The 22,635-nt window shown below is 65.6% G+C and carries 19 protein-coding genes; 9 read left to right on the top strand and 10 right to left on the bottom strand.

Going from position 1 to position 22,635, the window contains the following annotated elements:
• Nucleotides 1-196 precede the first annotated feature (196 nt).
• Nucleotides 197-1,954: a proline--tRNA ligase gene (locus AB0M74_RS18230; protein ID WP_366527411.1), complete on the bottom strand. Its 1,758-nt coding sequence runs from the start codon at nucleotides 1,952-1,954 to the stop codon at nucleotides 197-199.
• 135 nt (nucleotides 1,955-2,089) lie between these two features.
• Between AB0M74_RS18230 and yaaA the strand changes: the two genes are divergently transcribed.
• Together yaaA and AB0M74_RS18220 are read left to right on the top strand one after the other, a co-directional pair.
• A complete protein-coding gene (yaaA, locus tag AB0M74_RS18225; protein WP_366527410.1) occupies nucleotides 2,090-2,833 on the top strand; it encodes a peroxide stress protein YaaA in 744 nt (247 codons plus the stop codon).
• Between the two features lie 108 nt (nucleotides 2,834-2,941).
• Entirely contained in the window at nucleotides 2,942-3,673 is a 732-nt protein-coding gene (locus tag AB0M74_RS18220; RefSeq protein ID WP_366527409.1) for a hypothetical protein, read from the top strand.
• 109 nt (nucleotides 3,674-3,782) lie between these two features.
• On the opposite strand, the gene AB0M74_RS18215 is transcribed toward AB0M74_RS18220, so the two are convergent.
• Both AB0M74_RS18215 and AB0M74_RS18210 read right to left on the bottom strand, forming a co-directional pair.
• Complete coding sequence (locus AB0M74_RS18215) at nucleotides 3,783-3,962, bottom strand: hypothetical protein (RefSeq protein ID WP_366527408.1); 180 nt, start codon at nucleotides 3,960-3,962, stop codon at nucleotides 3,783-3,785.
• Nucleotides 3,963-4,242: 280 nt separating this feature from the next.
• Nucleotides 4,243-5,844 carry a PucR family transcriptional regulator gene (locus AB0M74_RS18210; protein ID WP_366527407.1) on the bottom strand — a complete coding sequence of 534 codons (1,602 nt, stop codon included), beginning with the start codon at nucleotides 5,842-5,844 and terminating at the stop codon, nucleotides 4,243-4,245.
• 252 nt (nucleotides 5,845-6,096) lie between these two features.
• On the opposite strand from AB0M74_RS18210, the gene AB0M74_RS18205 reads away from it, so the two are divergent.
• The 3 genes from AB0M74_RS18205 to AB0M74_RS18195 all read left to right on the top strand — a co-directional run bounded on the left by AB0M74_RS18205 (nucleotide 6,097) and on the right by AB0M74_RS18195 (nucleotide 9,586).
• Entirely contained in the window at nucleotides 6,097-7,587 is a 1,491-nt protein-coding gene (locus AB0M74_RS18205; protein WP_366527406.1) for a CoA-acylating methylmalonate-semialdehyde dehydrogenase, read from the top strand.
• 49 nt (nucleotides 7,588-7,636) lie between these two features.
• Nucleotides 7,637-9,004, top strand: coding sequence for an aspartate aminotransferase family protein (locus AB0M74_RS18200; protein ID WP_366527405.1), 1,368 nt, complete (start codon nucleotides 7,637-7,639; stop codon nucleotides 9,002-9,004).
• A gap of 78 nt (nucleotides 9,005-9,082) precedes the next feature.
• Entirely contained in the window at nucleotides 9,083-9,586 is a 504-nt protein-coding gene (locus AB0M74_RS18195) for a PPOX class F420-dependent oxidoreductase (RefSeq protein ID WP_366527404.1), read from the top strand.
• A gap of 20 nt (nucleotides 9,587-9,606) precedes the next feature.
• On the opposite strand, the gene AB0M74_RS18190 is transcribed toward AB0M74_RS18195, so the two are convergent.
• The 4 genes from AB0M74_RS18190 to AB0M74_RS18175 form a co-directional block, all read right to left on the bottom strand.
• Complete coding sequence (locus tag AB0M74_RS18190; protein ID WP_366527403.1) at nucleotides 9,607-11,091, bottom strand: MFS transporter; 1,485 nt, start codon at nucleotides 11,089-11,091, stop codon at nucleotides 9,607-9,609.
• Between the two features lie 3 nt (nucleotides 11,092-11,094).
• Complete coding sequence (locus AB0M74_RS18185; RefSeq protein WP_366527446.1) at nucleotides 11,095-12,621, bottom strand: MFS transporter; 1,527 nt, start codon at nucleotides 12,619-12,621, stop codon at nucleotides 11,095-11,097.
• Between the two features lie 161 nt (nucleotides 12,622-12,782).
• Nucleotides 12,783-14,081 (bottom strand): uroporphyrinogen-III C-methyltransferase, encoded by a 1,299-nt coding sequence (gene cobA / locus AB0M74_RS18180; protein WP_366527402.1) that lies wholly within the window; start codon nucleotides 14,079-14,081, stop codon nucleotides 12,783-12,785.
• A gap of 100 nt (nucleotides 14,082-14,181) precedes the next feature.
• Complete coding sequence (locus tag AB0M74_RS18175; protein WP_366527401.1) at nucleotides 14,182-14,898, bottom strand: carbonic anhydrase; 717 nt, start codon at nucleotides 14,896-14,898, stop codon at nucleotides 14,182-14,184.
• A 250-nt stretch (nucleotides 14,899-15,148) separates the two neighbouring features.
• On the opposite strand from AB0M74_RS18175, the gene AB0M74_RS18170 reads away from it, so the two are divergent.
• Together AB0M74_RS18170 and AB0M74_RS18165 are read left to right on the top strand one after the other, a co-directional pair.
• Nucleotides 15,149-16,129: a hypothetical protein gene (locus tag AB0M74_RS18170; RefSeq protein ID WP_366527400.1), complete on the top strand. Its 981-nt coding sequence runs from the start codon at nucleotides 15,149-15,151 to the stop codon at nucleotides 16,127-16,129.
• Nucleotides 16,130-16,269: 140 nt separating this feature from the next.
• Entirely contained in the window at nucleotides 16,270-16,716 is a 447-nt protein-coding gene (locus AB0M74_RS18165) for a nucleoside deaminase (protein ID WP_366527445.1), read from the top strand.
• Nucleotides 16,717-16,837: 121 nt separating this feature from the next.
• Here the strand turns inward: AB0M74_RS18165 and AB0M74_RS18160 are convergent, their stop codons facing one another.
• Both AB0M74_RS18160 and AB0M74_RS18155 read right to left on the bottom strand, forming a co-directional pair.
• Complete coding sequence (locus AB0M74_RS18160) at nucleotides 16,838-18,193, bottom strand: DoxX family protein (RefSeq protein ID WP_366527399.1); 1,356 nt, start codon at nucleotides 18,191-18,193, stop codon at nucleotides 16,838-16,840.
• Between the two features lie 142 nt (nucleotides 18,194-18,335).
• Complete coding sequence (locus AB0M74_RS18155; RefSeq protein WP_366527398.1) at nucleotides 18,336-19,673, bottom strand: DoxX family protein; 1,338 nt, start codon at nucleotides 19,671-19,673, stop codon at nucleotides 18,336-18,338.
• A gap of 227 nt (nucleotides 19,674-19,900) precedes the next feature.
• Here AB0M74_RS18155 and AB0M74_RS18150 point away from each other — a divergent pair, with 227 nt between their 5' ends.
• A complete protein-coding gene (locus tag AB0M74_RS18150; RefSeq protein WP_366527397.1) occupies nucleotides 19,901-21,031 on the top strand; it encodes a phosphotransferase family protein in 1,131 nt (376 codons plus the stop codon).
• A gap of 8 nt (nucleotides 21,032-21,039) precedes the next feature.
• Complete coding sequence (locus tag AB0M74_RS18145) at nucleotides 21,040-22,137, top strand: hypothetical protein (RefSeq protein WP_366527396.1); 1,098 nt, start codon at nucleotides 21,040-21,042, stop codon at nucleotides 22,135-22,137.
• 99 nt (nucleotides 22,138-22,236) lie between these two features.
• Here the strand turns inward: AB0M74_RS18145 and AB0M74_RS18140 are convergent, their stop codons facing one another.
• Nucleotides 22,237-22,629, bottom strand: coding sequence for a VOC family protein (locus AB0M74_RS18140; RefSeq protein WP_366527395.1), 393 nt, complete (start codon nucleotides 22,627-22,629; stop codon nucleotides 22,237-22,239).
• Nucleotides 22,630-22,635 lie beyond the last annotated feature (6 nt).

Here is a 22,635-nt window from a genome sequence, read left to right as displayed (position 1 = left end):
GAGAGGTGGGCCTGGTGGCAGACATGAGGAAGCCCCGGTCAACTGGGCTGTTGTCGCACCGGCGTGCACCAGTCGACCGGGGCTTTCCACTTCCCGGTCCGGTTTGTCGAGGGCTGGGTAGCCCACTGGATGGGGCCCTCGTGCGCAGTGGCGCCTCATCAACAACCGTCACTCGAGGTGACGGGCCGAGCCACCGTCAGCCGCGGACCTGCGCGAGCACCGAATCCACCACCGAATCCGCTGGTACCTCGATGGATTCGCCGGTGAATCGGTCGCGGATCTCGACCTTGCCCTCGGCCCAGCCACGGCCCACGACCACGATCAGCGGCACGCCGATCAGCTCGGAATCCTTGAATTTCACACCGGGCGAGGCCTTGCGATCGTCGAGGACGACCTCGAGGCCCGCCGCATCCAGCTGTGCGGCAACTTGTTCGCCGCCGTCGCGAGCGGACTCGTCCTTGTTCGCGATCACCACGTGCACGTCGAATGGAGCGACCTCGCGCGGCCAGCGCAGACCCTTGTCGTCGTGCTGCTGCTCCGCGATGACGGCCACCATCCTGGACACGCCGACACCGTAAGAGCCCATGGTGAGCCGGACCGGCTTGCCGTTCTCGCCGAGCACATCGACGTCGAACGCATCGGTGTACTTGGTGCCGAGCTGGAAGATGTGTCCGATCTCGATGCCGCGCGCCGATACCAGCGGGCCCGCGCCGTCGGGTGAGGGGTCGCCGTCGCGCACCTCGGCGGCCTCGATGGTGCCGTCCGGAGTGAAGTCCCGACCGGCGACCAGGCCGACCACATGCTTGCCCGGCGCGTCGGCGCCGGTGATCCATGCGGTGCCGGTCACCACTCGTGGGTCGACTAGGTAGCGAACACCGTTGTCCAGCAACGCTTTCGGTCCGATGTATCCCTTGACGAGGAAATCATTGGCGGCGAAATCGGCCTCGGTGAGCAATTCCACCTCGGCGGGTTCGACAGCCGCGCCGAGGCGCTTGTCGTCGACCTCACGGTCGCCGGGGATGCCGATGCCGACGATTTCGGTCTTACCGTCCGGATGGCGCAGCTTCACCATGATGTTCTTCAGGGTGTCGGCCGCGGTGACCGGACGGCCATAGCTGTCCGCGATGCCTGCCGCATTGGCCCAATCGACCAGCGTCGCGATGGTCGGGGTATCGGGGGTGTCGTGCACAACGGCCGCGCGCAGCCCTTCGAGCGGAATCGCCGCAGGCGCGGGCGTGACCACGGCCTCTACATTGGCCGCGTACCCGGACTCGACGCAGCGCACGTAGGTGTCCTCACCGACCGGGCTCTCGGCCAAGAACTCCTCCGACGCGCTGCCGCCCATCGCACCCGAGGTCGCGGCGACGATGACGTAGTCGACGCGAAGTCGCTCGAAGATCCGGCGATAGGCATCGCGGTGTGCCTGGTAGCTGCGCTTCAGTCCGTCCTCGTCCAGGTCGAAGGAGTAGGAGTCCTTCATGACGAACTCACGCCCACGCAGGATGCCCGCGCGGGGACGTTCTTCGTCGCGGTACTTGGTCTGGATCTGATACAGCGTGACCGGAAGATCCTTGTACGAGTTGTATTCACCCTTCACGGTGAGCGCGAACAGCTCCTCGTGCGTAGGGCCGAGCAGATAGTCGGCCCCCTTGCGGTCCTGCAGCCGGAACAGACCGGGACCGTATTCGGTCCACCGGTTGGTGGTCTCGTACGGCTCGCGCGGCAAGAGTGCGGGCAGCGAGATCTCCTGGGCGCCGATAGCGTCCATCTCTTCCCGCACGACGTTCTCGACCCGGCGCAGCACCCGCAGGCCCAGCGGCAGCCACGAGTACACACCCGGGGCGACGCGGCGCACGTATCCGGCGCGGACGAGAAGTTTGTGGCTGGGCACCTCGGCGTCGGCGGGATCGTCGCGCAGGGTACGCAGGAACAGGCGGGAGAGGCGGGTGATCACGGAACGACAGGGTAGTCGCTGGCCGAGCGATGCCTGCAAGGCATTGGTCTAATTCGGCCTGATCGGGGGCTCTGTGTGGTTACCCCGGCTACCGCCTCCGAACCCCGATCGGACACGGCGGTACCGTATCCGCTCGTGCTGGTGCTGCTGCCTCCCTCCGAAACCAAGGCCGACGGTGGTTGCGACGCGCCCCTCGATCTGACGTCGTTGGCGATGCCGCAGCTCACCCCGGTACGCGACCGCCTCATCGACGAGGTGCTCGAGTTGGCGGCCGACCCCGACGGCGCCCGTGCGGTCCTCGGTCTCGGTAAGGGGGCCGATGTCGAGATCGCCCGCAATGCGAGCCTGCGTACCTCCCCGACCCGCCCTGCGCTGGAGCGCTACACCGGCGTCCTCTACGACGCTCTCGACACTCGCACCTTCACCAAGGCGCAGCGGGCCAAGGCCGACGCCAGGCTCGCCATCGGCTCCGCCTTGTTCGGCGCCGTCCGCGCCACCGACGCGATCCCCGCCTACCGCCTTTCCGGTGGCTCCAAACTCCCTGGCCTGCCCACCCTTTCGGCGATGTGGCGCGATGCGCTCCCCGACGCGCTGCACACCGAGGCCGCGGGTGAGTTGGTCATCGATCTCCGCTCGGGCACCTACCAGCAGTTGGGGCGCGTCCCCGGCGCGATCACCGCCAACGTCCTCACCGAACACCCCGACGGCACCCGGACCGTGGTGAGCCATTTCAACAAGCACCACAAAGGTCTGCTCGCCAGGGCCCTGGTCCTCACCCGTGCCGACCCCACCGACATCCGCGCCGTCGCCCGTATCGCGACCAAGTCGGGCCTGAAGACCGAAATTGCCTCCCCTACAGAGCTTTTGATCATCACCTGAGCTGCGGACCGCGCGGACTCGCCGACCCGACGGCAGTGTTGCGCAGGCTTCCATCCCCTGGGCATTGCGCCGGCTCCACTTGCCGCGCACTGGACATAGGCTGCCGCGATGGGTTTCTACGACTGCCGGTGCATGGTCACGGGCATCGGCCTGGACGGCATCGGTGCGACAGCGGTGCTGATCTACCGCAATGGCGATGCGTACCATCCGATTTCACTGGGGATTGCGGGCAACTACGACCGATCGGGAGCGGTCGACGGAGTGATCGAAGACCTCGGCACCGACGTGCTGCTGCGGTACTTCCTGGACCGCCTGAACGACGGCAGGCTCGTCCTCGACGCCGACGCGACGGAATTCGACCGCGAATCTCCGCCTACCGAAATCGACGAACTGCTCTGGTGCTTCGAACGCAACTGCCTCGACATCGAGGACGAACCGGCCGCAGCCGCGATCTTCGACGGATCGCCGATCCTGCTGGCACTGATCGCCCAGCCGATCTGGGATGCCGTGACCGCCACCGCCACTGCCGACCGATTCGAGAACGTCTTCCCGGATGCGGCCACCGGGGTGGAGATCTATCGAGACCATTCGTCGGAATTGTCCGTACAGGCCGGGAAGCTGCGCGCCATCAACGACCTCCTTGCCGGCCGTGGCCTCGTCTGGGCCTCGCCGGCACACACCGCTCAGCGGTACCCGACAGACTACGGTGGCCAGCACGACAGCGTGGACCTGCGCAGTTTCCTCGACGAGGCCAGGCGCGATTACCACGACCTGCCGATCGTGTTGTCGGCGATCGACTCCTATGAGAAGAAGATCCTCGACCTGCTGATCGACGACTGACTACCGAGAGCCCGGCCTTGCCTCCCGGGCTCTCCGACCTGCGGCAGGGAAGGGTCGCAGCAGGTAAACACCTGCTCGCCGAACCGCGACTCGGCCTGCTCGGCAGGTGTCAGATGCAGATGCTGAAGGCGAAGACGCCCAGCGGGATGGTGAAGCAGAAGGCCACCGAACCCAATGCCGGCGTGGGTGCCGGTGCTACCGGTTCCGCAGAGGCAGCGGGAGCTGCCGCTGTGCCGAGGAACAAGGTGATGGCGAGCGCGGCGAGCGTCGAAGCAATCTTCGTGGTCATTTCAACGTTTCCTTAGCTAAGTGACGATGATGAGACTCCCGACCCGGTGATAGCTGTAGCTTCGATGGTCCGCCGATGCCAGGACTTCCACAAGACCGCTCCAGCGAGGACAGCGCACTTCCAGGCCCGAAGGCGGAGCGGGTGCGACATGGTTCTCCAGGGCCCGATGACTCACAGATTGCTCGGTGAGATCGAGGAAAATGTCTCGCGACCCATGGAGCCATCGCCGAACTATGTGATGTTCGTCACACTTCAAGTGGCCGGCGACAGCGGCGTCGGCTTATGGCTTGTCCGCGTTCGCGGTCAGATCTCGAATGAGCAGAGCGGTGTGCAGCGAGGTACGGGACTCGCCGTCCTCGAGATCGACGTCGAGAATGCGCTCGATGCGCGCCAGCCGGTCGTATAGCGTCGGCCTGCTGATATTGAGCCGGCGCGCGAGCTCGGTTTTGTTGCCCGCCACATCGAGGAACTGCCGCAGCGTGCGGGTCAGCTCGGCCGCATGTCGAATGTCGTAGCGCAGCAGCGCACTCAGCTCGGTTTCGGCAAAGCTCTGTACGCCGGGCTCGTTGCGGATGAGCGAGAGCAGGCCGCGCAACCGCACATCCCCACCGCGATAGAACGGTCGCGGCGTGGACGTTTCCAGCGATAGCGCAACCTCGGCGACATGCATTGCGTGAGCCAGTTCGCGCGCAGTGTCCAGCAGCGATGCCGATTCCGCGCCGACACCGATGACCACCTGCTGCACACCGTCGACGCGGCGCACCTCCGCGGTGATCGCCAGACAGACCCCACACAGCACATCGTCGAGGTCGGCGGCGCGCGGGACCGCGAGGATCATGCTCACCCGAACGCCATGATCAGCCGCGGTCAGCGCGGTGGTTTTCGCCAACCCGAGGCCGTGCGTCACCGCGTCGAGCACGCCAACGCTACGGCGCTGCCTGGCGACCTGATCGGTTTCGTCCAGCGCGGCGACCTCCATCGCCAGCGGTACGTAATTCGCCCGGCGCGCAAGCAGACCCAGCGCCGTGGCCCTGGCCTGCGCGTCACGCTCGTCGAGCACCCTGCCGTTGACCAGGTCGTCGATGAGCCCGGTCTGCGCCTGCCGGTGCAGGCCGAAGCGGTCCTTGTCGATCATCCGATGCAGCGTCAGAGTTTGGGCGGCACGCTCGAGCACCATGCGCGCCCGTGGGGTCGGCACCCGGCTGGAGCGCAGGATCAGCCTGCCCCACCGCTGGGTGTGCGGACCGACCGCCACCACATCCCAGCCTGCGGGCAGCATGCGCGAGGTGGTCTCCCAGTTCTCCAGAATCGCCGAGGTGGTCGTGTGCCGCGCGGTCAGTGCGAGCACCCGATGGGAAAGGTCTTCGAGTACCACCGAGCAGTCGAGCATGCGCGCGGCAGTCTTGACGATCTCCGCGAGCGCGGCCCGCCGGACGCTGAGTTCGGTGAAGGTCTCGTGCACCGTCCTCGCGAACTCCAGTTCGGCATATTGATCGGCCACGATCACCCGATGCACCGCCTCGGTGATCTCGACGAACCTGGTAATCCGGTGTAGAGCGATCACCGACAGTCCGAGCGTATCGGCGGTGGTCGCGACGACCGGAGCCAATACCGGCACGGCGTCGCCGAGCTCGACGACCAGACCGGACACGCCCGCTCCCGCCAGCGCCGACAGATAGTCGACCGTAGCCGCGTCGCTCCCGCTCAACGCCGGTCCGGTGGTCAGAATCAGCTCGCCGCCGACCAAGAGCTCGGCGACGTCCGGCAGATCGCTGACATGCACCCACCGCACCGGACGATCCAGCGATCCCCCACCGACGACCTGCGGCTCCCCCGCACGCACCACCGGCATGGCCAGGACGTCCGCGACAGTCAGCAACACCGACGAATCGTAATACGAAAACGCAAATCGCGTACAGATTGTCGGCTCACGGATGCCGCGTGATGCGGCAGAGTGAGACTCGACAACGTCAATCCGACGCACGCCGGGATCCGGCAAAGCACGGGTGGAAACGACAACCCACGCGCACTCTGGATCCCGGCGCGCGCCGGGAAGACGGCCGAAATCCACGCCGATGACGCCGACGCCCGCAGACAGCTACACACCGACGCTCACGGATCGAATCGAGGAGATATGCAAATAATCGCGCATTGGGTCGACGGCAAGGGCTTCGCAGGAACGAGTGCCGCGACCGCGCCGGTGACCAATCCCGCGACCGGTGTGGTGACCGGGCAGGTAGCGCTGGCGAGCGGCGCGGACGTGCGGGCGGCGATCGATTCCGCGACCGCGGCTTTCCCCGCGTGGCGCGACGCGTCGCTGGCCCGGCGTACCCAGGTGCTGTTCCGCTTCCGCGAGCTGCTCAACGAACGCAAAGAGGAACTGGCCAAGCTGATCACCGCCGAGCACGGTAAGGTGCTCTCCGATGCGCTCGGCGAGGTGACCCGAGGTCTGGAGATCGTCGAATTCGCCTGTGGCATACCACATCTGATCAAGGGCGGATACACCGAGAACGCGTCGACAAAGGTGGATATCTTCTCGATCCGCCAGCCGCTGGGTCCGGTGGCCGTCATTTCGCCGTTCAATTTCCCGGCGATGGTGCCGATGTGGTTCTTCCCGGTCGCGATCGCCGCGGGCAACACCGTAGTGCTCAAGCCGAGCGAGAAGGATCCGTCCGCGTCGCTGTGGATGGCCGAGCTGTGGCACGAAGCGGGCCTGCCCGCAGGCGTTTTCAATGTGGTACAGGGCGACAAGGTCGCCGTCGACGAGTTGCTCGACAACCCGGGCATCAAGGCCGTCTCATTCGTCGGCTCGACCCCGATCGCGAAATACGTCTACCAGCGCGGCACTGCGAATGGCAAGCGGGTGCAGGCTCTCGGCGGCGCGAAGAATCACATGCTCGTGCTGCCGGACGCGGATCTGGACCTGACCGCTGATGCCGCCGTCAACGCCGGTTTCGGCTCCGCGGGCGAGCGTTGTATGGCGATCAGCGTGGTGCTCGCGGTCGGCTCCGTCGGCGACGAACTGGTCGCCAAGATCGCTGAACGGGCCGCGACGATCAAGACCGGCGACGGCACCCGCGACACCGACATGGGTCCATTGGTGACCCGCGAGCACCGCGACCGCGTCGCCGCGTACATCGAAGCGGGCGAATCCGCCGGAGCCACCGTGGTTCTCGACGGCCGTGACATCGAAGCCGACGGCGCGGCGAACGGGTTCTGGCTCGGGCCGACGATTCTCGATCACGTCGGCACCGATATGAGCGTCTATACCGACGAGATCTTCGGTCCCGTCCTGTCGGTGGTCCGGGTCGACACCTACGACGACGCGCTGGCGCTGATCAACGCGAACCCCTACGGCAACGGCACCGCGATCTTCACCAATGACGGCGGCGCGGCCCGGCGCTTCCACAACGAGGTCGAGGTCGGCATGGTCGGCATCAACGTGCCGATCCCGGTTCCCATGGCGTACTACAGCTTCGGCGGTTGGAAGAATTCGTTGTTCGGCGATTCGCATGCACACGGCACCGACAGCGTCCACTTCTTCACCCGGGGCAAGGCCGTCACCAGCCGCTGGCTCGATCCCAGCCACGGCGGACTCGAATTGGGCTTCCCCCAGAACAAGTAACACCCGCGAAGCACCGCCCACAGACCAAGTGACGCAGGAGAACTCGCCGATGACGCTGCCCAACGGATTGACGCCCGACCAGGCGCGCCATGCCGCTGCCCGCGCCTATGAACTCGACCGCCGCCACGTGTTCCACTCGTGGTCCGCGCAGGCGCAGATAAATCCGATGACCATCACCGCCGCGCGGGGCTGCCACGTCTGGGACGGCGATGGCAACAGGCTGCTCGATTTCTCCTCCCAGCTCGTCAACACCAACATCGGGCATCAACATCCGAAAGTCGTTGCGGCGGTGCAGGAGCAGGCCGCCAAGCTCTGCACCGTCGCACCGCAGCACGTCAATGAGGCCCGCTCGGAGGCCGCGCGGTTGATCGCCGAACGCACGCCGGGCGCGTTGAACAAGATCTTCTTCACCAACGGGGGCGCCGACGCCGTCGAGCATGCGGTGCGGATGGCACGGTTGCACACCGGCCGCTACAAGGTGCTGGCGCGCTACCGTTCGTATCACGGCGGCACCGAGACCGCGATCAACCTCACCGGCGATCCGCGACGCTGGCCCAACGACCACGGCAACAGCGGCGTCGTGCATTTCTTCGGACCTTTCCGCTATCGCTCGCAGTTCCATTCGAGCGACGACACCGAGGAAACCGAGCGTGCGCTGGCGCATCTCGAGCAGACCATCGCCTTCGAGGGGCCGAGCACCATTGCTGCGATCATCCTCGAATCCGTCCCCGGCACAGCGGGAATCATGGTCCCGCCGCCCGGGTACCTGGCCGGGGTCAGGACGTTGTGCGACAAATACGGCATCATCTTTATCGCCGACGAGGTGATGTCGGGGTTCGGCCGCACCGGAAAGTGGTTTGCGATAGAACATTTCGAGGGTGTCGTTCCGGACCTGCTCACCTTCGCCAAGGGCGTGAACTCCGGATATGTTCCGCTCGGTGGCGTCGCGATCAGCCCGGTCATCGCAGCGACGTTCGACGATCGACCCTATCCAGGTGGGCTGACCTACTCCGGTCACCCCTTGGCGACCGCCGCGGCGGTGGCGACCATCAACGCGATGACCGACGAAGGCATCGTCGAGAATGCCGCCGACATCGGTGCGCGCGTGCTGGGCCCCGGCCTCCGCGATCTCGCCGAGCGCCACCCCAGCATCGGCGAGGTCCGCGGGCTCGGCGTCTTCTGGGCCCTGGAACTCGTCCGCGACCGAGCGACCCGCGAACCGCTGGCTCCTTACGGCGGTACCAGCCCAGCGATGACCGAGGTCGTCGCGGCCTGCCGCGCGGCGGGGCTGCTGGTATTCGTCAACTTCAACCGGTTGCACGTCGTGCCGCCCTGCATCGTCGGCGAAGGTGAGGCAAAGGAAGGTCTGACCATCCTCGACGACGCCCTGCTGACGGCCGACAAGCACGTCGCCTGAGGTTCACAGCAGGCGACGCCGCTGCCATCTCGTCCATCGAAAATGGCGGTGTAAGGCCTCGGCTGGGGCTGTAATCCCATGCGGAAAAGCCTCGGCGGTGGTCCGGGCAGCGACGTCGACCACTCCAGGGACGGAATTCCCCCCGCCCGAGAGCTGTTCCAGTTGTACGTGACCCCTACCATCGTGCTTTCCGATGACCTGAAGAAGTACCTGGACGAGTCGAAGGTGTTCGCCACCGCGGCGACCATCGGCCCCAACGGGCAACCGCACCTGACCGTGGTCTGGGTGAAGCGCGACGGCGAAGACCTGCTGTTCTCCACTACCGTGGACCGCCAGCAGGGCAAGAACCTCGCCCGCGACCCCCGCATCACCGTGATGATCAATCCGCCGGAGAATCCGTACGTGTACGCGGAGATTCGTGGCACGGCGACCATGACGCCAGATCCCGACAAGACACTGCCGAACGAGTTGTCGCACAAGTACAGCGGACTGCCCTATCTGGAATTCAATCCGGCGTCGGTCAACGACGGACCCCGCGTCATCGTGCGCGTCACTCCACGCAAGGTCGCAGGCCGCATGTAATGGCTCGGGGCCCGGCTGCGTCAGATCTGCTGGGCCTCTTCCTGGGTGTGTTGCGCCTGCGCGACCTCGGCGGCGGTGTAGCGCAACGTCATCGCGACGAGCCCGACCAGCAGCGCACCGCCCGCGGCGACGAACAACACCAGGGCGTATCCACTGCCCAACGCATCGAGTTCGGCGGCTGTCATGCCGGTGGGGCTGCCGGTTCGACCGCCGAGTGCCAGCGTTCGCGAGGCGGCCACCGGGGCGAGCAGGCCGATCGCAATGGGAGTGCCCAGGTTCAGGAACATCTGGCCGACCGCCGAGAGCGGGCCGATATCCGCGGGCGCAACGCCGACGAGCACGCACAGCGGGATCAGCACGATTGCCATGCCGATGCCGAGACCGATCACGACGAACAAGCCCAGCAGCGTCGGCACATACTGCACGCCGCGATCGAGGGTCGAGCCGAACAGCAGTCCGCCGACCAGGATCGCCGCCCCCGCGCTCAGTAGCCAGCGTGGTGCGATCCGCATCGCCAGTCTCGACGACAACGCGGTCCCGAGGCCGGCGCCGATGGTGAACGGTATGAAGGCGATTCCGGCCACCAGCGGGCTGTAGCCGACCACATTCTGAATGAACAGGCCCGCGAAATAGGTTGTCGCACCGAGCACACCACTCGCCAGCAGGATCGCCAGGAAGGTGGCGACCCGATCGCGGTGATCGAACAGCGACCACGGCAGCAGCGGATTGTCCACCCGGCGTTCGGCGAAAACGAACACGAAGAGCAATACCGCACCGCCGACCAGTGCACCGATGATGACCGGGCTGCTCCAGCCGAATTCTGGTCCCTCCGTTGCCCCGAACACCAGCGCGGCACAGGCCAGTGTGCCGAGCACCGCGCCGCGCACATCCAATGTCAGCCGCTGATGCGTGGTGTCGCGCAGCCGATACACCGCGCCCAGGATGATCAATGTGCCGATCGGCACATTGATCAAAAAGATCCACCGCCAGCTCACCTCGGTGAGCGCACCGCCGATCACCAGCCCGCCGACCGAGCCGACAGCCATCATCGAACCGAAGATAGCGAAGGCATGATTACGCACGGTTCCCGGCGCGAAGGTGCTGGCAACCAAGGCGAATGCCGTGGGCGCCGCCAGCGCGGCTCCGGTGCCCTGGATCGCGCGAGCAGCGATGATCATCGCCTCGTTGCGGGCGAGCCCGCACAGCAGCGAGGCCAGAGTGAACAGCGTGACACCGACGATGAACATGCGTTTGCGGCCGAAGCAGTCACCCATCCGGCCGCCGAGGAGCATCAAGCCGGCCAGCGGGAGCCCGTAGGCGGTGACCATCCAGGCGCTGCCGGAACTGGTCAGGCCGAGTTCGTCCTGTAGTCGTGGCAACGCGAGGATCACCACGGTGCCATCGAGCACCACCATCAGCTGCAGCCCACTCAGCACGAGGATGGCGAGCCCGAACGCCCGCTGCGTCACCGGATACTGCACCGATGCAGCGGGGTCACCCGACACCGGTCAGCCCCTGTAATCGGACCGGCGAACGACCGGTATCGGACCGGTCTGGCGAACGACCGGCATCGGACCGGTCTGCTGCGCTTCCTCCTGCGCGTGCTGTGCCTGAGCCAGTTGCTCGGGCGTGAAGCGCAGCACCAGCGCGATCAAGCCGGCCACCACCGCCACCAGCGAGCAGACCGCGAGCACCAGCGTGTACCCGCTGCCCAGCGCGAAGATTTCGGCCTCGTTCATATCCGCTGCTTTGCCGGTGCGGCCGCCCATCGACAATGTGCGCGATGCCGCGATGGGGGTGAGCAGACCGACGAACACCGGCGTCGCCAAGTTCATGAACATCTGTCCCACCGCGGAAAGCGGGCCGATATCCGACAGCGGCACACCGACGAGCACACACAGCGGCGCAAGCACCATCGCCACGCCGACACCGAAGCCGATCACGATCAACAGCGGCAGCAGGGTGGTCAGGTAGTTGACCTCCCCATCGAGCTGTGAACCGAACAGCAATCCGGTGGACAGGACAAAGGCCGCACCGCACAGCAACCAGCGTGGTGCGATCAGCAATGCCGCCTTGGAAGCCAGCGCGCCACCGATACCGATGCCGATCGTGAACGGAATCGACGCCACGCCCGCGACCAGCGGGCCATAACCGAGCACGTTCTGCAGGAACTGCGCGACGAAGAAGGTCATCGCACCGAGCACGCCACCGGCGAGGAAGATCAAGAGAAAGGTCGCGACGCGATCGCGACTGTCGAACAACGACCACGGCAACAACGGATCCTCGATCTGCCGTTCCATGACCACGAAGATGATCAGCAACACGACACCGCCGACCAGGGAGCCGATGATGGCCGGGCTGGTCCAACCCATTTCCGGTCCCTCGGTCGCACCGAACACGATGGCGGCGCAGGCCAGCGTGCCGAGTACCGCGCCGCGCACATCCAGCGAGGAACGGTGGTGTTCGGTGTCCGCGAGTTGGTACAACGCGCCCAGCATGATCAGCGCACCGATCGGCACATTGATCAGGAAGATCCAGCGCCAGCTCATCTCGGTCAGCGCTCCACCGACCACCAGACCACCTACCGAGCCGATGCCGACCATGGAGCCGACGATCGCGATTGCCTGATTACGCACTTTCCCCGGTGCGAAAGTGGTTGCCACCAGGGCGAAGGATGTCGGCGCCGCGATCGAGGCACCGGCGCCCTGCACCGCGCGCGCCGCGATCAACATGGCCTCGCCCTGCGCGAGCCCACACAGCAGCGAAGCGAAGGTAAACAGTCCGACACCGAGTATCAGCATGCGTTTGCGACCGAACGCGTCACCGAGCCTGCCACCGAGCAACATCAGGCCCGCGAAGGTGAGACCGTAGGAGGTCACTGTCCACGCGCCGCCGGCGCTGGACATCCCCATTTCCTGTTGCAGCCGTGGCAGGGCGAAGATCACCACGGTACCGTCGAGCACAACCATCAGCTGCAGCCCGCTCAGCACTAGGATCGCGAGCCCGAAGGCCCGCTGCGTCACGGGATACTGCATCGTCGCAGAGGGATTCTCGAGCACGGTGAGCCACTGTAGTTGACTCGGGCGTATCGATTCGGGCCGACGTGAGTCCGCGCCCGCGAGTCACAACGGATCAGGCGAAGACTTGTGACACTCGACCGAGTCACCGCCACCGGCGCGGGCCTGCGAAAATGCCCCTATCCGCCCGTGGATTCGGCCAGCGGGCGCACAGAATCGGTGGAGAACCCGGCCGTCGGCCCGATCACCACGATGGCAGGCGGTCGGATGCCTTCGTCGCGCACCCGCGCGGCGACGGTGCCCAGGTCCGCGCGCAGCACGCGCTGGGTACGCAGAGTGCCCTCCTGGATCACGGTCGCCGGCGTGGCGGCGGACCGTCCGCCATCGATGAGCACGGTCGCGAACTGTTCGATTCGCTCGACGGCCATCATCAGCACGAGGGTGCCGCGCAGCTTGGCCAGTGCGGACCAGTCGACGAGCGAATCCGGATGGTCCGGTGCGACGTGCCCGCTCACCACGACGAATTCATGAGTGACACCACGGTGGGTGACCGGGATGCCCGCGGCCGCCGGGACCGAGATGGGACTGGTGATGCCGGGCACCACGGTGACCGGGATGCCTGCCGCAACGCACGCTTCCACTTCCTCGTAGCCGCGACCGAACACATACGGGTCACCGCCCTTGAGCCGCACCACGAATTTGCCCGACTGTGCGCCCTCGACCAGCGCCGTATTGATCGCTTCCTGCGCCATCGCGCGGCCATACGGGATCTTCGCCGCGTCGATCACCTCGACATCCGGTCCCAGTTCGGCGAGCAGCTCCGGTGGCGCCAGCCGATCGGCGACCACCAGGTCCGCTCGGGCCAGCAGCCTGCGGCCGCGCACGGTGATCAGATCCGGATCGCCTGGTCCGCCGCCGACCAGCGCAACGCCCGGGGTGACCGGCGTCGAATCATCGGTCACCACACCGGATTGCAGCGCCTCGAGCAGCGCGGTGCGCACGGCTGCCGAGCGGCGATGCTGCCCGCCCGCCAGCACGCCGAGGGTGAGTCCGTCGTAGCGGGCCGTCGCGGGAGTAACGGCGGTGCCGAGCCGCGCTACGTCGGCGCGGACACAGAAGATGCGGCGGCGGGTGGCCTCGTCGACCACAGCGGCATTGGTTGCTGGTTCGTCGGTGCAGGCGATCGCATACCAGGCGCCGTCGAGATCGCCGTCCGCGTACGCGCGCAGGGTCACGGTGAGCTGCCCCGAGGTGGCCATACCTTCCACTGCCGGAGTGATTTCACGACTGATCACGTGAACGTCCGCACCAGAGGCGATCAACAGTCCGAGCCTGCGCTGCGCCACCGTCCCGCCACCGACTACGACGACACGGCGCCCATCGAGATCGAGCCCGACGAGGTAGTTCGGGTCGCCCTCGTGGCGGGTGGCGGAATCGAGCTCCGGCTGGTCATCGGTGGGTGTTGACGTGTTCGGCACAGTATTCGAGCCTACGTCCTGAATATTCGGGGTTTGTGTCAGACCCTGCACCGCACACCGCGGGCGGTGGCGAACTTGCTATCACCTGCTGCCGTCGATATCAGGCCGGAGCTCCGTCGAGCACTTCGACCTGCCCGGTGTCGAGCGAGTAGTAGGCGCCGACAACCGAAAGGGCGTGGGTATCCACCAGTGGCGCGAGGTCGTTGTTGCTCCGTAGTTCTCCAGCGGTCAACTCGACCTGGATACGGGTCATCGTCTCGACCGGGTCTGCACCCGGCGAATCCATGCGCTCGTACGCCGGGCGCAGCGCCTCCACGATTGCCTGCAGATTGCCCGGCAGTGGCGTGCCTTCGCGCAGCGCCTTATAGGCGGCGGCCACCGCACCGCAGCGCTGGTGTCCGAGGACGACGATCAACGGGGTGCCACTGGTCATCGGGCCATACTCGACGGAACCGATCACAACGGGGCCCACCGCGAGTCCGCCGGTTCGCATCACGAATAGCTCGCCGAGCCCGGTGTCGAACAGCAGCTCCGGCGGGACCCGCGAATCGATACACGACAGTATGACGCCGTACGGCTGCTGATTCCGGGCGAGCAACTGACGACGATCCGGATCGCGGTCCGGGTGGTTGAGGTTGCCCTCGACCCACCGCCGGTTGCCCGCCATCAGGCGATCGAAGGCAGCCTTCGCAGTCTGTGGAGCGGGCGGCGGCGTATCGGTGTGCTCGGAGGGTTCATCGCGACCGCACCCCGCTATCACGGCGGTTGTCACGGTCAGTGCACCTGCCAGAACAGTTCGACGATCGAGCACACTCATGTCGTCACCTCGGTGGTTGATGGATCCCCATCGGTTACGAAACGGCGAAATCAAGCGCTTACTGTGCCGCTCAGTATGCCGGATATACCTTCGGAACACGGCATATGCCAGACGAGGTCGTCCCGGCTCGAGCCCAGGACCCGACGGTCCGGCACTGGTGCACCGAGGCCCCGACCGATTTTACGCAACCGCCCGATTTGCGTGCACCGCCAACCGCGTACGACACGCGGTCGTTCCTATACTCGAGTCCATGACTCAGTGGGCGCGAGCGCTCTGCGCGGTAGCGGTAGCGGTAATGACCGCGGTCGGGGCGACAGCATTTGTCGCACAGGCAGATTCGCAGCCCTACGTACCTGCTCTCGGCGTCGAGTCGAAGTACTTCCAGCCGGGCCCGTGGGCGGTGATCGAAGAAATCGGGTTCGGCTGCTGCGATGCCACCGGGTCGAAGTATGACCTCTGGTACCCGACCGACCTCGGCGCGGGCGGTGCACAGCACCCGATTGTGGTGTGGGGCAACGGAACCAACGCGATGCCGAGCCGGTACGCCTATCTGCTTCGGCACCTGGCATCGTGGGGTTTCGTGGTGATCGGCACCGAGAACCAGCAGACCGGCTCCGGCAGGGATATTCTCGGCTCGCTGTCGTATCTGAAGGGACTCGCCGCGGATCCGGCAACCATCTTCTTCGGAAAACTCGATACAGCGGCGGCCGGCGCGATGGGCCATTCGCAAGGCGCCAGCGGGGTGCTCAACGCGATGGCGGCGTCGGATGGCGCGATCAAGACCGCGGTGCCGATCGAAATACCAGCGCAGCTATGGTGCTCGTCGGGGATCACGTGCGCCGATAGCCGCAAGCTCACCTCGGGTTCGGTGTTCTTCGTCAACGGCTCGGCCGACCGGTTCATCTCCCCCTCGACGCAGGCGCTGCCGTGGCAGGCGGTCGGTCTACAGTCGAATCAGGCGTACTACGAGGCGACCGCGACGAGCGTGCCGAAGGTATGGGCGACACTCGACGGCCCCGATCACAATGATGTGCAAGGCCAACCGGACTGCGCGCACGCGTCGACTCCGTGCACCAGCGGCGTCGACGGCTACCTGGGATATCCGACGGCATGGATGATGGCCCAACTGCGCGACGACGCCGAGGCTCGCGGCGCATTCCGCACCGGCACCGGCGAATTCCTCTCTCCCGCACCGAATTGGCGAAATCAGTCGAGTACCGTCAGCCGCTGATCCGCGTCGATGTGTGGTCGGCTCGGCGAGGTATTGCGCTACCGGAGCGGTCGGCAGGATTGATCGGTGGGTTGGTCTGGTTGCGGCACGACCCCGGTTGCTTGCAGTGTGGAGCCATGACACAGGTACCGGCAGAACAGTTGCTCGAGGTGGCCTACGACGAGGCGCTACGCGGCCTGTCCGAGGGCGGTATTCCGATCGGCGCGGCCTTGTTCGCCGCGGACGGCACGCTGCTCGGGCGCGGCCGCAACCGCAGAGTGCAATCCGGCGACCCCAGCATCCACGCCGAAACCGATGCATTCCGCGCGGCGGGCCGCCGCCGCGACTACGGTTCGACCATCATGGTGACCACACTGTCACCGTGCTGGTATTGCAGCGGGCTGGTGCGTCAGTTCGGCATCGGCGCGGTGATCGTCGGTGAAGCGCAGACGTTCAACGGCGGCCACGACTGGCTCGCCGAGCACGGGGTCGACGTCATGGTCCTGGGCGACCAGCGCCTCATCGCCATGATGACCACGTTCATCGCCGAACAGCCCGCGCTGTGGCACGAGGACATCGGCGTCACCGACGAGATCGAGGCGCGGTGAGCGCGCCGGCTCCACATCACCTTCCGTTGAGCTAGGCCACCGCTACCGAACCCGACAGGAAGCGCACCCGTTCGGATGCCATCACGGTCGGTTGACACCGCGACGTTCCGGTCGGCGACAGTCACCGGAAGTACGCGTAGTCCTGAACCCAATGGAATCCGCGGCTACGCAACGGGAAGCTGTCGAGATCGAGCTCGGTCAAGGACATGGTCACCGGATGGTCGTTCACCTGCCCGCGCAGGACGAGCCGGTCGGGACCTGGCTGTTCGAAGGCGAACGACGCGACCTGCTTCGGCACACCCGAGGCATCCTGCGCGGGTTCGGAAAGGGCGATCGTTCCCGCCTCCAGCTCGACAACGGCCACGGCGGGCACCCTGCTGCCGTCCATCCGCTGATATGCCGCGCCGCTGGTATCGACAATGAGCCGCTGCCAACGATCTCCGTCGGAAGTCAGTGGAGGCAGCGCAACTCCGTCCAGCGTGAATTCCGTGACATTCCAGATCCCATACAGTGCCGGTTTCGGTGCCCCGTCGCCATATTCGCGCCACGCGTCCCAGCCGCTACATATACAACCGATCAGCACCCAGACACCGAGGAAGATCTGCATGACAACGAGGATGCGTTCGGCTCGCGGGGTGCGGACAAGTCGCGGTTGGGTGGCGGGCTCGGACGGCCGTTCCAGCACAAGGACATTCGCCAGTCGACGCGCCTGCGGAGCCAGCACCACCAGGCATAGCAGCACCAAATGGAACGAGAGGATCTTGACCGGAACGTCGAAGGTCATATTCAGCACGAAAACTTGGGCCAGACTGACCAGACTCAGCATCGCACCGAGCGTCGCCGTGCGCGGAGCGAACAGCAGCAGCCCGCCGAGGACCTCCGCGATGCCGAGCAGAATCTCGTACGGATGTGAACTGCCGACCTGCATCCACAGCACCGACATCGGGCTGAACTCACCGTAGGGCTGGACCAAGGCCGCCAGCGGCGGACTCGTCATCTGTGTCGGAATGACTTTGGCCATCCCGTAGAAGATCATCTGACCACCGAGACACAGCCGGATGAAGACCACGAACCAGGCAGCGAGCCCGGCGTAGTCGCCGCGGCGTCGGTCGAGTGCGGTCCAGACGACAGTGATCGCGGCGGCGAGTACCGCCAGACAGAAAACCAAGAGCCAGATGATCATTTGATCACCGCTGCCCGAGTCGTGCAGCACGGCGTCGACGCCGAACACCCGCCTGCCGACGCCGGCGACGATCGGTTCGACGGCCGTCATCTGCCAGCGGATCGCTTCGTCGGGAAGCCATTGCCCGGCGATCCCGGTGAACACGTAGGTGATCTGCGCGAAGACCAGGCAGAAGAGCACGAAGTAGGCGACGCACATGCGCAAGGCCACCCGTGTGAACGGGCGCCAACTCGGGTTGCCGGGCTCAACGGATGAATTCTGTTGCACCCGAATACGAGTCGGCTTCGGACTCACTACCGCATCCATGTGGACCCCTGTCCGACGACGAAATGATGACGGCTCGAAACTATCGAGGCCGACCACTCGTCGTCCTCAGAGCGAACCCCCGTCTCCGCCCGGGGGTCAACCGAACCACAGCTGGGGTGCCTGCACCCGGTCAGCGGAAGTAGGGGTAGTCCTGCACCCAGTTGAACCCCCGGCTACGCAAAGGGAATCGCTCGAGATCGACCTGTTCCAGCGCGATGGTCACCTGCCGACCAGCCAACCGACCCATCAGCTTCAACCGATCCGGAGATGGCTGATCGAAGGTGAAGGTGGCGATCGGGGACGACTGCGCGCCCGGCTCCGGCGGTGGATCCGACAGCACGATCGTGTGCGCGGCGGGGTCCACGACGACGGCAGCAGGCACGAGAGTTCCGTTCATCCGTTGGTAGGTCGCACCGGGGACATCGAACACCAGTCGCTGCCAACGGTTCTCGTCGGTGATCAATGGCGGGATCGACTGACCGTCCTGGGTGAACTCCGACACCTGCCAGATTCCGTACAACGCCGGCTTCGACGCACCGCCGCCATCCTTTTCCCAGAACTTCATCCCCACCTGCACCGCACCGGACAAGACCCATACCCCGAGCGCGAGTTGCACCGTGACCGCGATGATTTTCGTCCGACGACGAGCAAACGGCTCCGGCTGAGTGGCCGGTTCAGCGGGCCGCGCCAACAAGAGCAGATCGGCCAGCCGCCGGGCCTGCGGCGCGAGCAGCACCATGGTCAGCAGCAACAGGTGCAGCGCCAGAATCTTGACCGGAACGTCGAAGGTCATATTCAGTACGAACACCTGCGCCAGACTCACCAGACTGAGCATCGCGCCGAGGGTCGCTGTCCGCGGCAGGAACAGCAACAGGCCGCCGAGCACTTCGGCGCAACCGAGCAGAATTTCGTACACCGGCGACGAACCGACCTGATTCCAGAGCACCGACGCCGGGCTGAACTCACCGTAGGGCTGAAGCAACGCCGCCAGCGAAGGCTCCGGCATCTGGGTCGGGATCATCTTGGCGACCCCATACCAGAGCATCTGCCCGCCCAAGCACAGTCTGACCGCGAGCAGGAACCACGCATTCAGGGCCCGATAATTCGGTCGATGCCGATCGAGCACAGTCCAGATCGCCGTCGCCACAACCGCAACAGCCAGCAGGCTGAACACGAACGCCCAGACGAACCGCTGATCGCCACTACCCGAATATTTGTGCAGCACGACGTCGGTGCCGAAGATCAGCCGTCCGGTCCACTCGAAGACCGGACCCAGCGGACCCCACAGCCCCATCGCCGTGTCCTCGGAGAGATCCCCGGCGAAGAGGCCGGTGAAAACAAACGGGATCTGCGGGAACAGAACACAGAACAAGCCGAAGTAGACGAAGCCGAACCGGAAAGCGACCCGCGTCGCCGCGTTCCAGCGTGGCCCGCCCTCGAACCCCTCACTACCTTGTGATGACTCCACAAGAGGGCAAGGTATCGAATCGGAGATACCGTCCGCCTCCAGGAAGTCCCCGATTTCCGCTCCTACCTCCGAGGTAGGAGATCGAGACCGAAGGATGAGTACTCCGGTACTGTCAACCCCCGATGCCACCCAGTGAGCGGGTTACATTTTCTTGCCGTTTTCCTGGCTATACGCAACTAGAACGCGTTACATTTTGGCCGAAGGTTCATGGTGCAGGAGGATGAAATATGGCCGAAGATCCCGATCCCACCACGCAACGACAGTTGACTGTCAGCGACCGCGATCTCGACGCCCTCGCGGAGGATTTGTCCCGGTGGTTGGATTCGAAGGTCTCCGCTGACCACCCGCCGAAGATCTCGGCACTGTCGCGTCCGCAGGGCGCCGGGATGTCGAGCCCGACGGTGCTGTTCGACGCCGAATGGAGCGTGGACGGCAGGCACGAAGCCGGATCGTTCGTGGCGCGGCTGACGCCGGAGACCGAATCGTTCCCCGTGTTCGAAAACTATGATCTGGAAACGCAATACAGAATCATGGCGGGCGTCGCCGAAGCCTCCGATGTGCCGGTGCCCGAACTGTGCTGGTTGGAGACCGACGAAAAGGTGCTCGGTACTAAGTTTTTCGTGATGAAGCGAATCGACGGACGGGTGCCCGCGGACAATCCGCCGTACGTGTTCATCGGCTGGCTGTTCGATGCGACCCCCGAGGAGCGCGCCGAGCTGACCGGCCACACCGTAGAGGTCATCGCCCAAATCCACGCGATCCCGGATCCGGCCGCCCGGTTTCCGATGCTCGACGGTCCCGGCCAGGCGCTGCGCAGGCATGTCGAGTGGCATCGCAAGTGGTATCGGTGGGCGCTGGCCGACGACGGATACCCGATCCCGATCATCGAACGCGCCTTCGACTGGCTCGATACGCACTGGCCCGCCGATCCCGGGCCCGATGTCCTCGCCTGGGGTGACTCGCGACCGGGCAACATCCTCTACAACGGCTTCGAACCGGTCGGTGTGCTGGACTGGGAGATGGCCGGACTGGGTCCCCGCGAGCTGGATATCGCCTGGCTCATCTTCATCCACCGTTTCTTCCAGGACATCGCCACCCGCTTCGATCAGCCGGGCCTCGCCGACTTCCTGCGCCGCGACGACGTTGTCGCCAAATATGAAGAGATCACCGGATATACAGTTCGCGATCTCGACTTCTACATCGTCTACGCCGCGCTGCGCCACGCCATCGTCATGGCCAGGGTCAAGCGCCGAATGATCCATTTCGGCGAGGACACCGACACCCCCGACCGCGACGACTACGTGATGCACCGAGCGAGCCTGGAGGCGTTGCTCGCCGGAACCTACGAGTGGGATTGAGACCAGCAATGCCTGTGCCCTTGGACGAGTACCCGATCCATCAGACACACCTGTCCCTGGCCCGAGTGGCCAGCAGCGATCGGAACTTCTATGACAGAAGCTATTTCAACGGCCATGACCGCAACGGGGGCACGTTCTTCGTCACCGGCTTCGGGGTGTACCCGAATCTCGGCGTGACCGACGCCTACGCGGCCGTCCGCCGTGGTGACACCCAGCGTTCGGTCCGCTTCTCCGACGCGCTCGGCGATCGCAGCCTGGACCAGCAGGTGGGCGGCTACCGCATCGAGGTGGTCGAGCCACTGCAGCGGATCCGAGTGATCTGCGAACACGACGACCTCGGCTTCGACCTCACGTGGGAAGGCTCGTTTCCAACAGTCCAGGAGCAGCCGCACCTGATCCTCAACGGCAACCGGCCGATCATCCAGGCGACCCGCTTCGCGCAGGTCGGCTCATGGACAGGCACACTGCACGTCGACGGCACGGATTTCACCGTCGACCCCGACATCTGGATGGGCACCAGAGATCGCTCCTGGGGTATCCGACCGGTCGGCGAGCCCGAACCGCCCGGCCGCGCCGCCGCGGAACCCTCGGGCGGCTTCTGGTGGATGTATGTGCCGATTCGCTTCGACGACTTCGCCATCGTGGTCATCGTGCAGGAAGAGCCCGACGGTACCCGCACCCTCAACGACGCGGTCCGCGTCTTCCCCGACGGCCGCACCGAACAGCTGGGCTGGCCACGGATCCACATCGACTACCGTTCCGGTACAAGGCATCCCGTCGGCGCGCGGCTGGAACTCACCACACCCGACGGCAAACCGCTCGAGGTCGAGATCACGACTGTCACCAATGTCGCCCTGCATGTCGGCTGCGGCTACGGCGGCGACCCCGACTGGCTGCACGGCCGCTGGATGGGCCGCGACTGGTCCTCCAGCAGCAGCTACGACCTCACCGATCCCGCCATCGCGAGCCGAGTCCCCTTCGGCGTCATCGACCATGTCGCCCACGCCCGGTGCGGCGACGCCGAAGGTTGGGGCCTGTTCGAACACGCCAGCCTCGGCCGTCACGACCCGACCGGCTTCGCCGACTGGGGCTCGGTAGCGCCGTGATACGGCACCGGGTGCGGGCACTCCGAATGGTGCCCGCACCCGGCCGCGCTATGTTCCGGTACGGCGCACCGCACCACAATGCCTCGTCCCGTACGGATTTCAGCGCTCCGGTCGAGCCAGCTCCGGACGCTTGATGTAGTCGGTCAACCCGATCACATTCCCCCAGGGATCGGCGACCTCGACACTCCATCCGGTGCCGACTTCATACGGCGCACCGAGCATCGGCACTCCGTACCCTTCGAGCTCCGCGGCCGCGGCCAGCGCATCGGGCACCTCCAACCACAACCGCATCCCCGACAACCCATTCGCACCAGCGCTCGGATCCACCCGAACCATCACCCCGGCTACCTCCCCGCCGACATCGAACACCGCGATACCGTCCTGCGGCAGCGTGAACTTCACCGCCATCCCCAACGCACCCTCGTAGAATTCCACCGCAGCGCCCAGGTCTCCGACCGGAACCAGCACGTTGTCGATACCTCGGATCTCCATCCCGCC

The organism is Nocardia sp. NPDC051463 (genome assembly GCF_040681975.1).
Taxonomy (GTDB): domain Bacteria; phylum Actinomycetota; class Actinomycetes; order Mycobacteriales; family Mycobacteriaceae; genus Nocardia.
The sequence above is the reverse complement of the archived record's forward strand: the minus strand, read 5'-3'. Positions and strand labels throughout refer to the sequence as shown.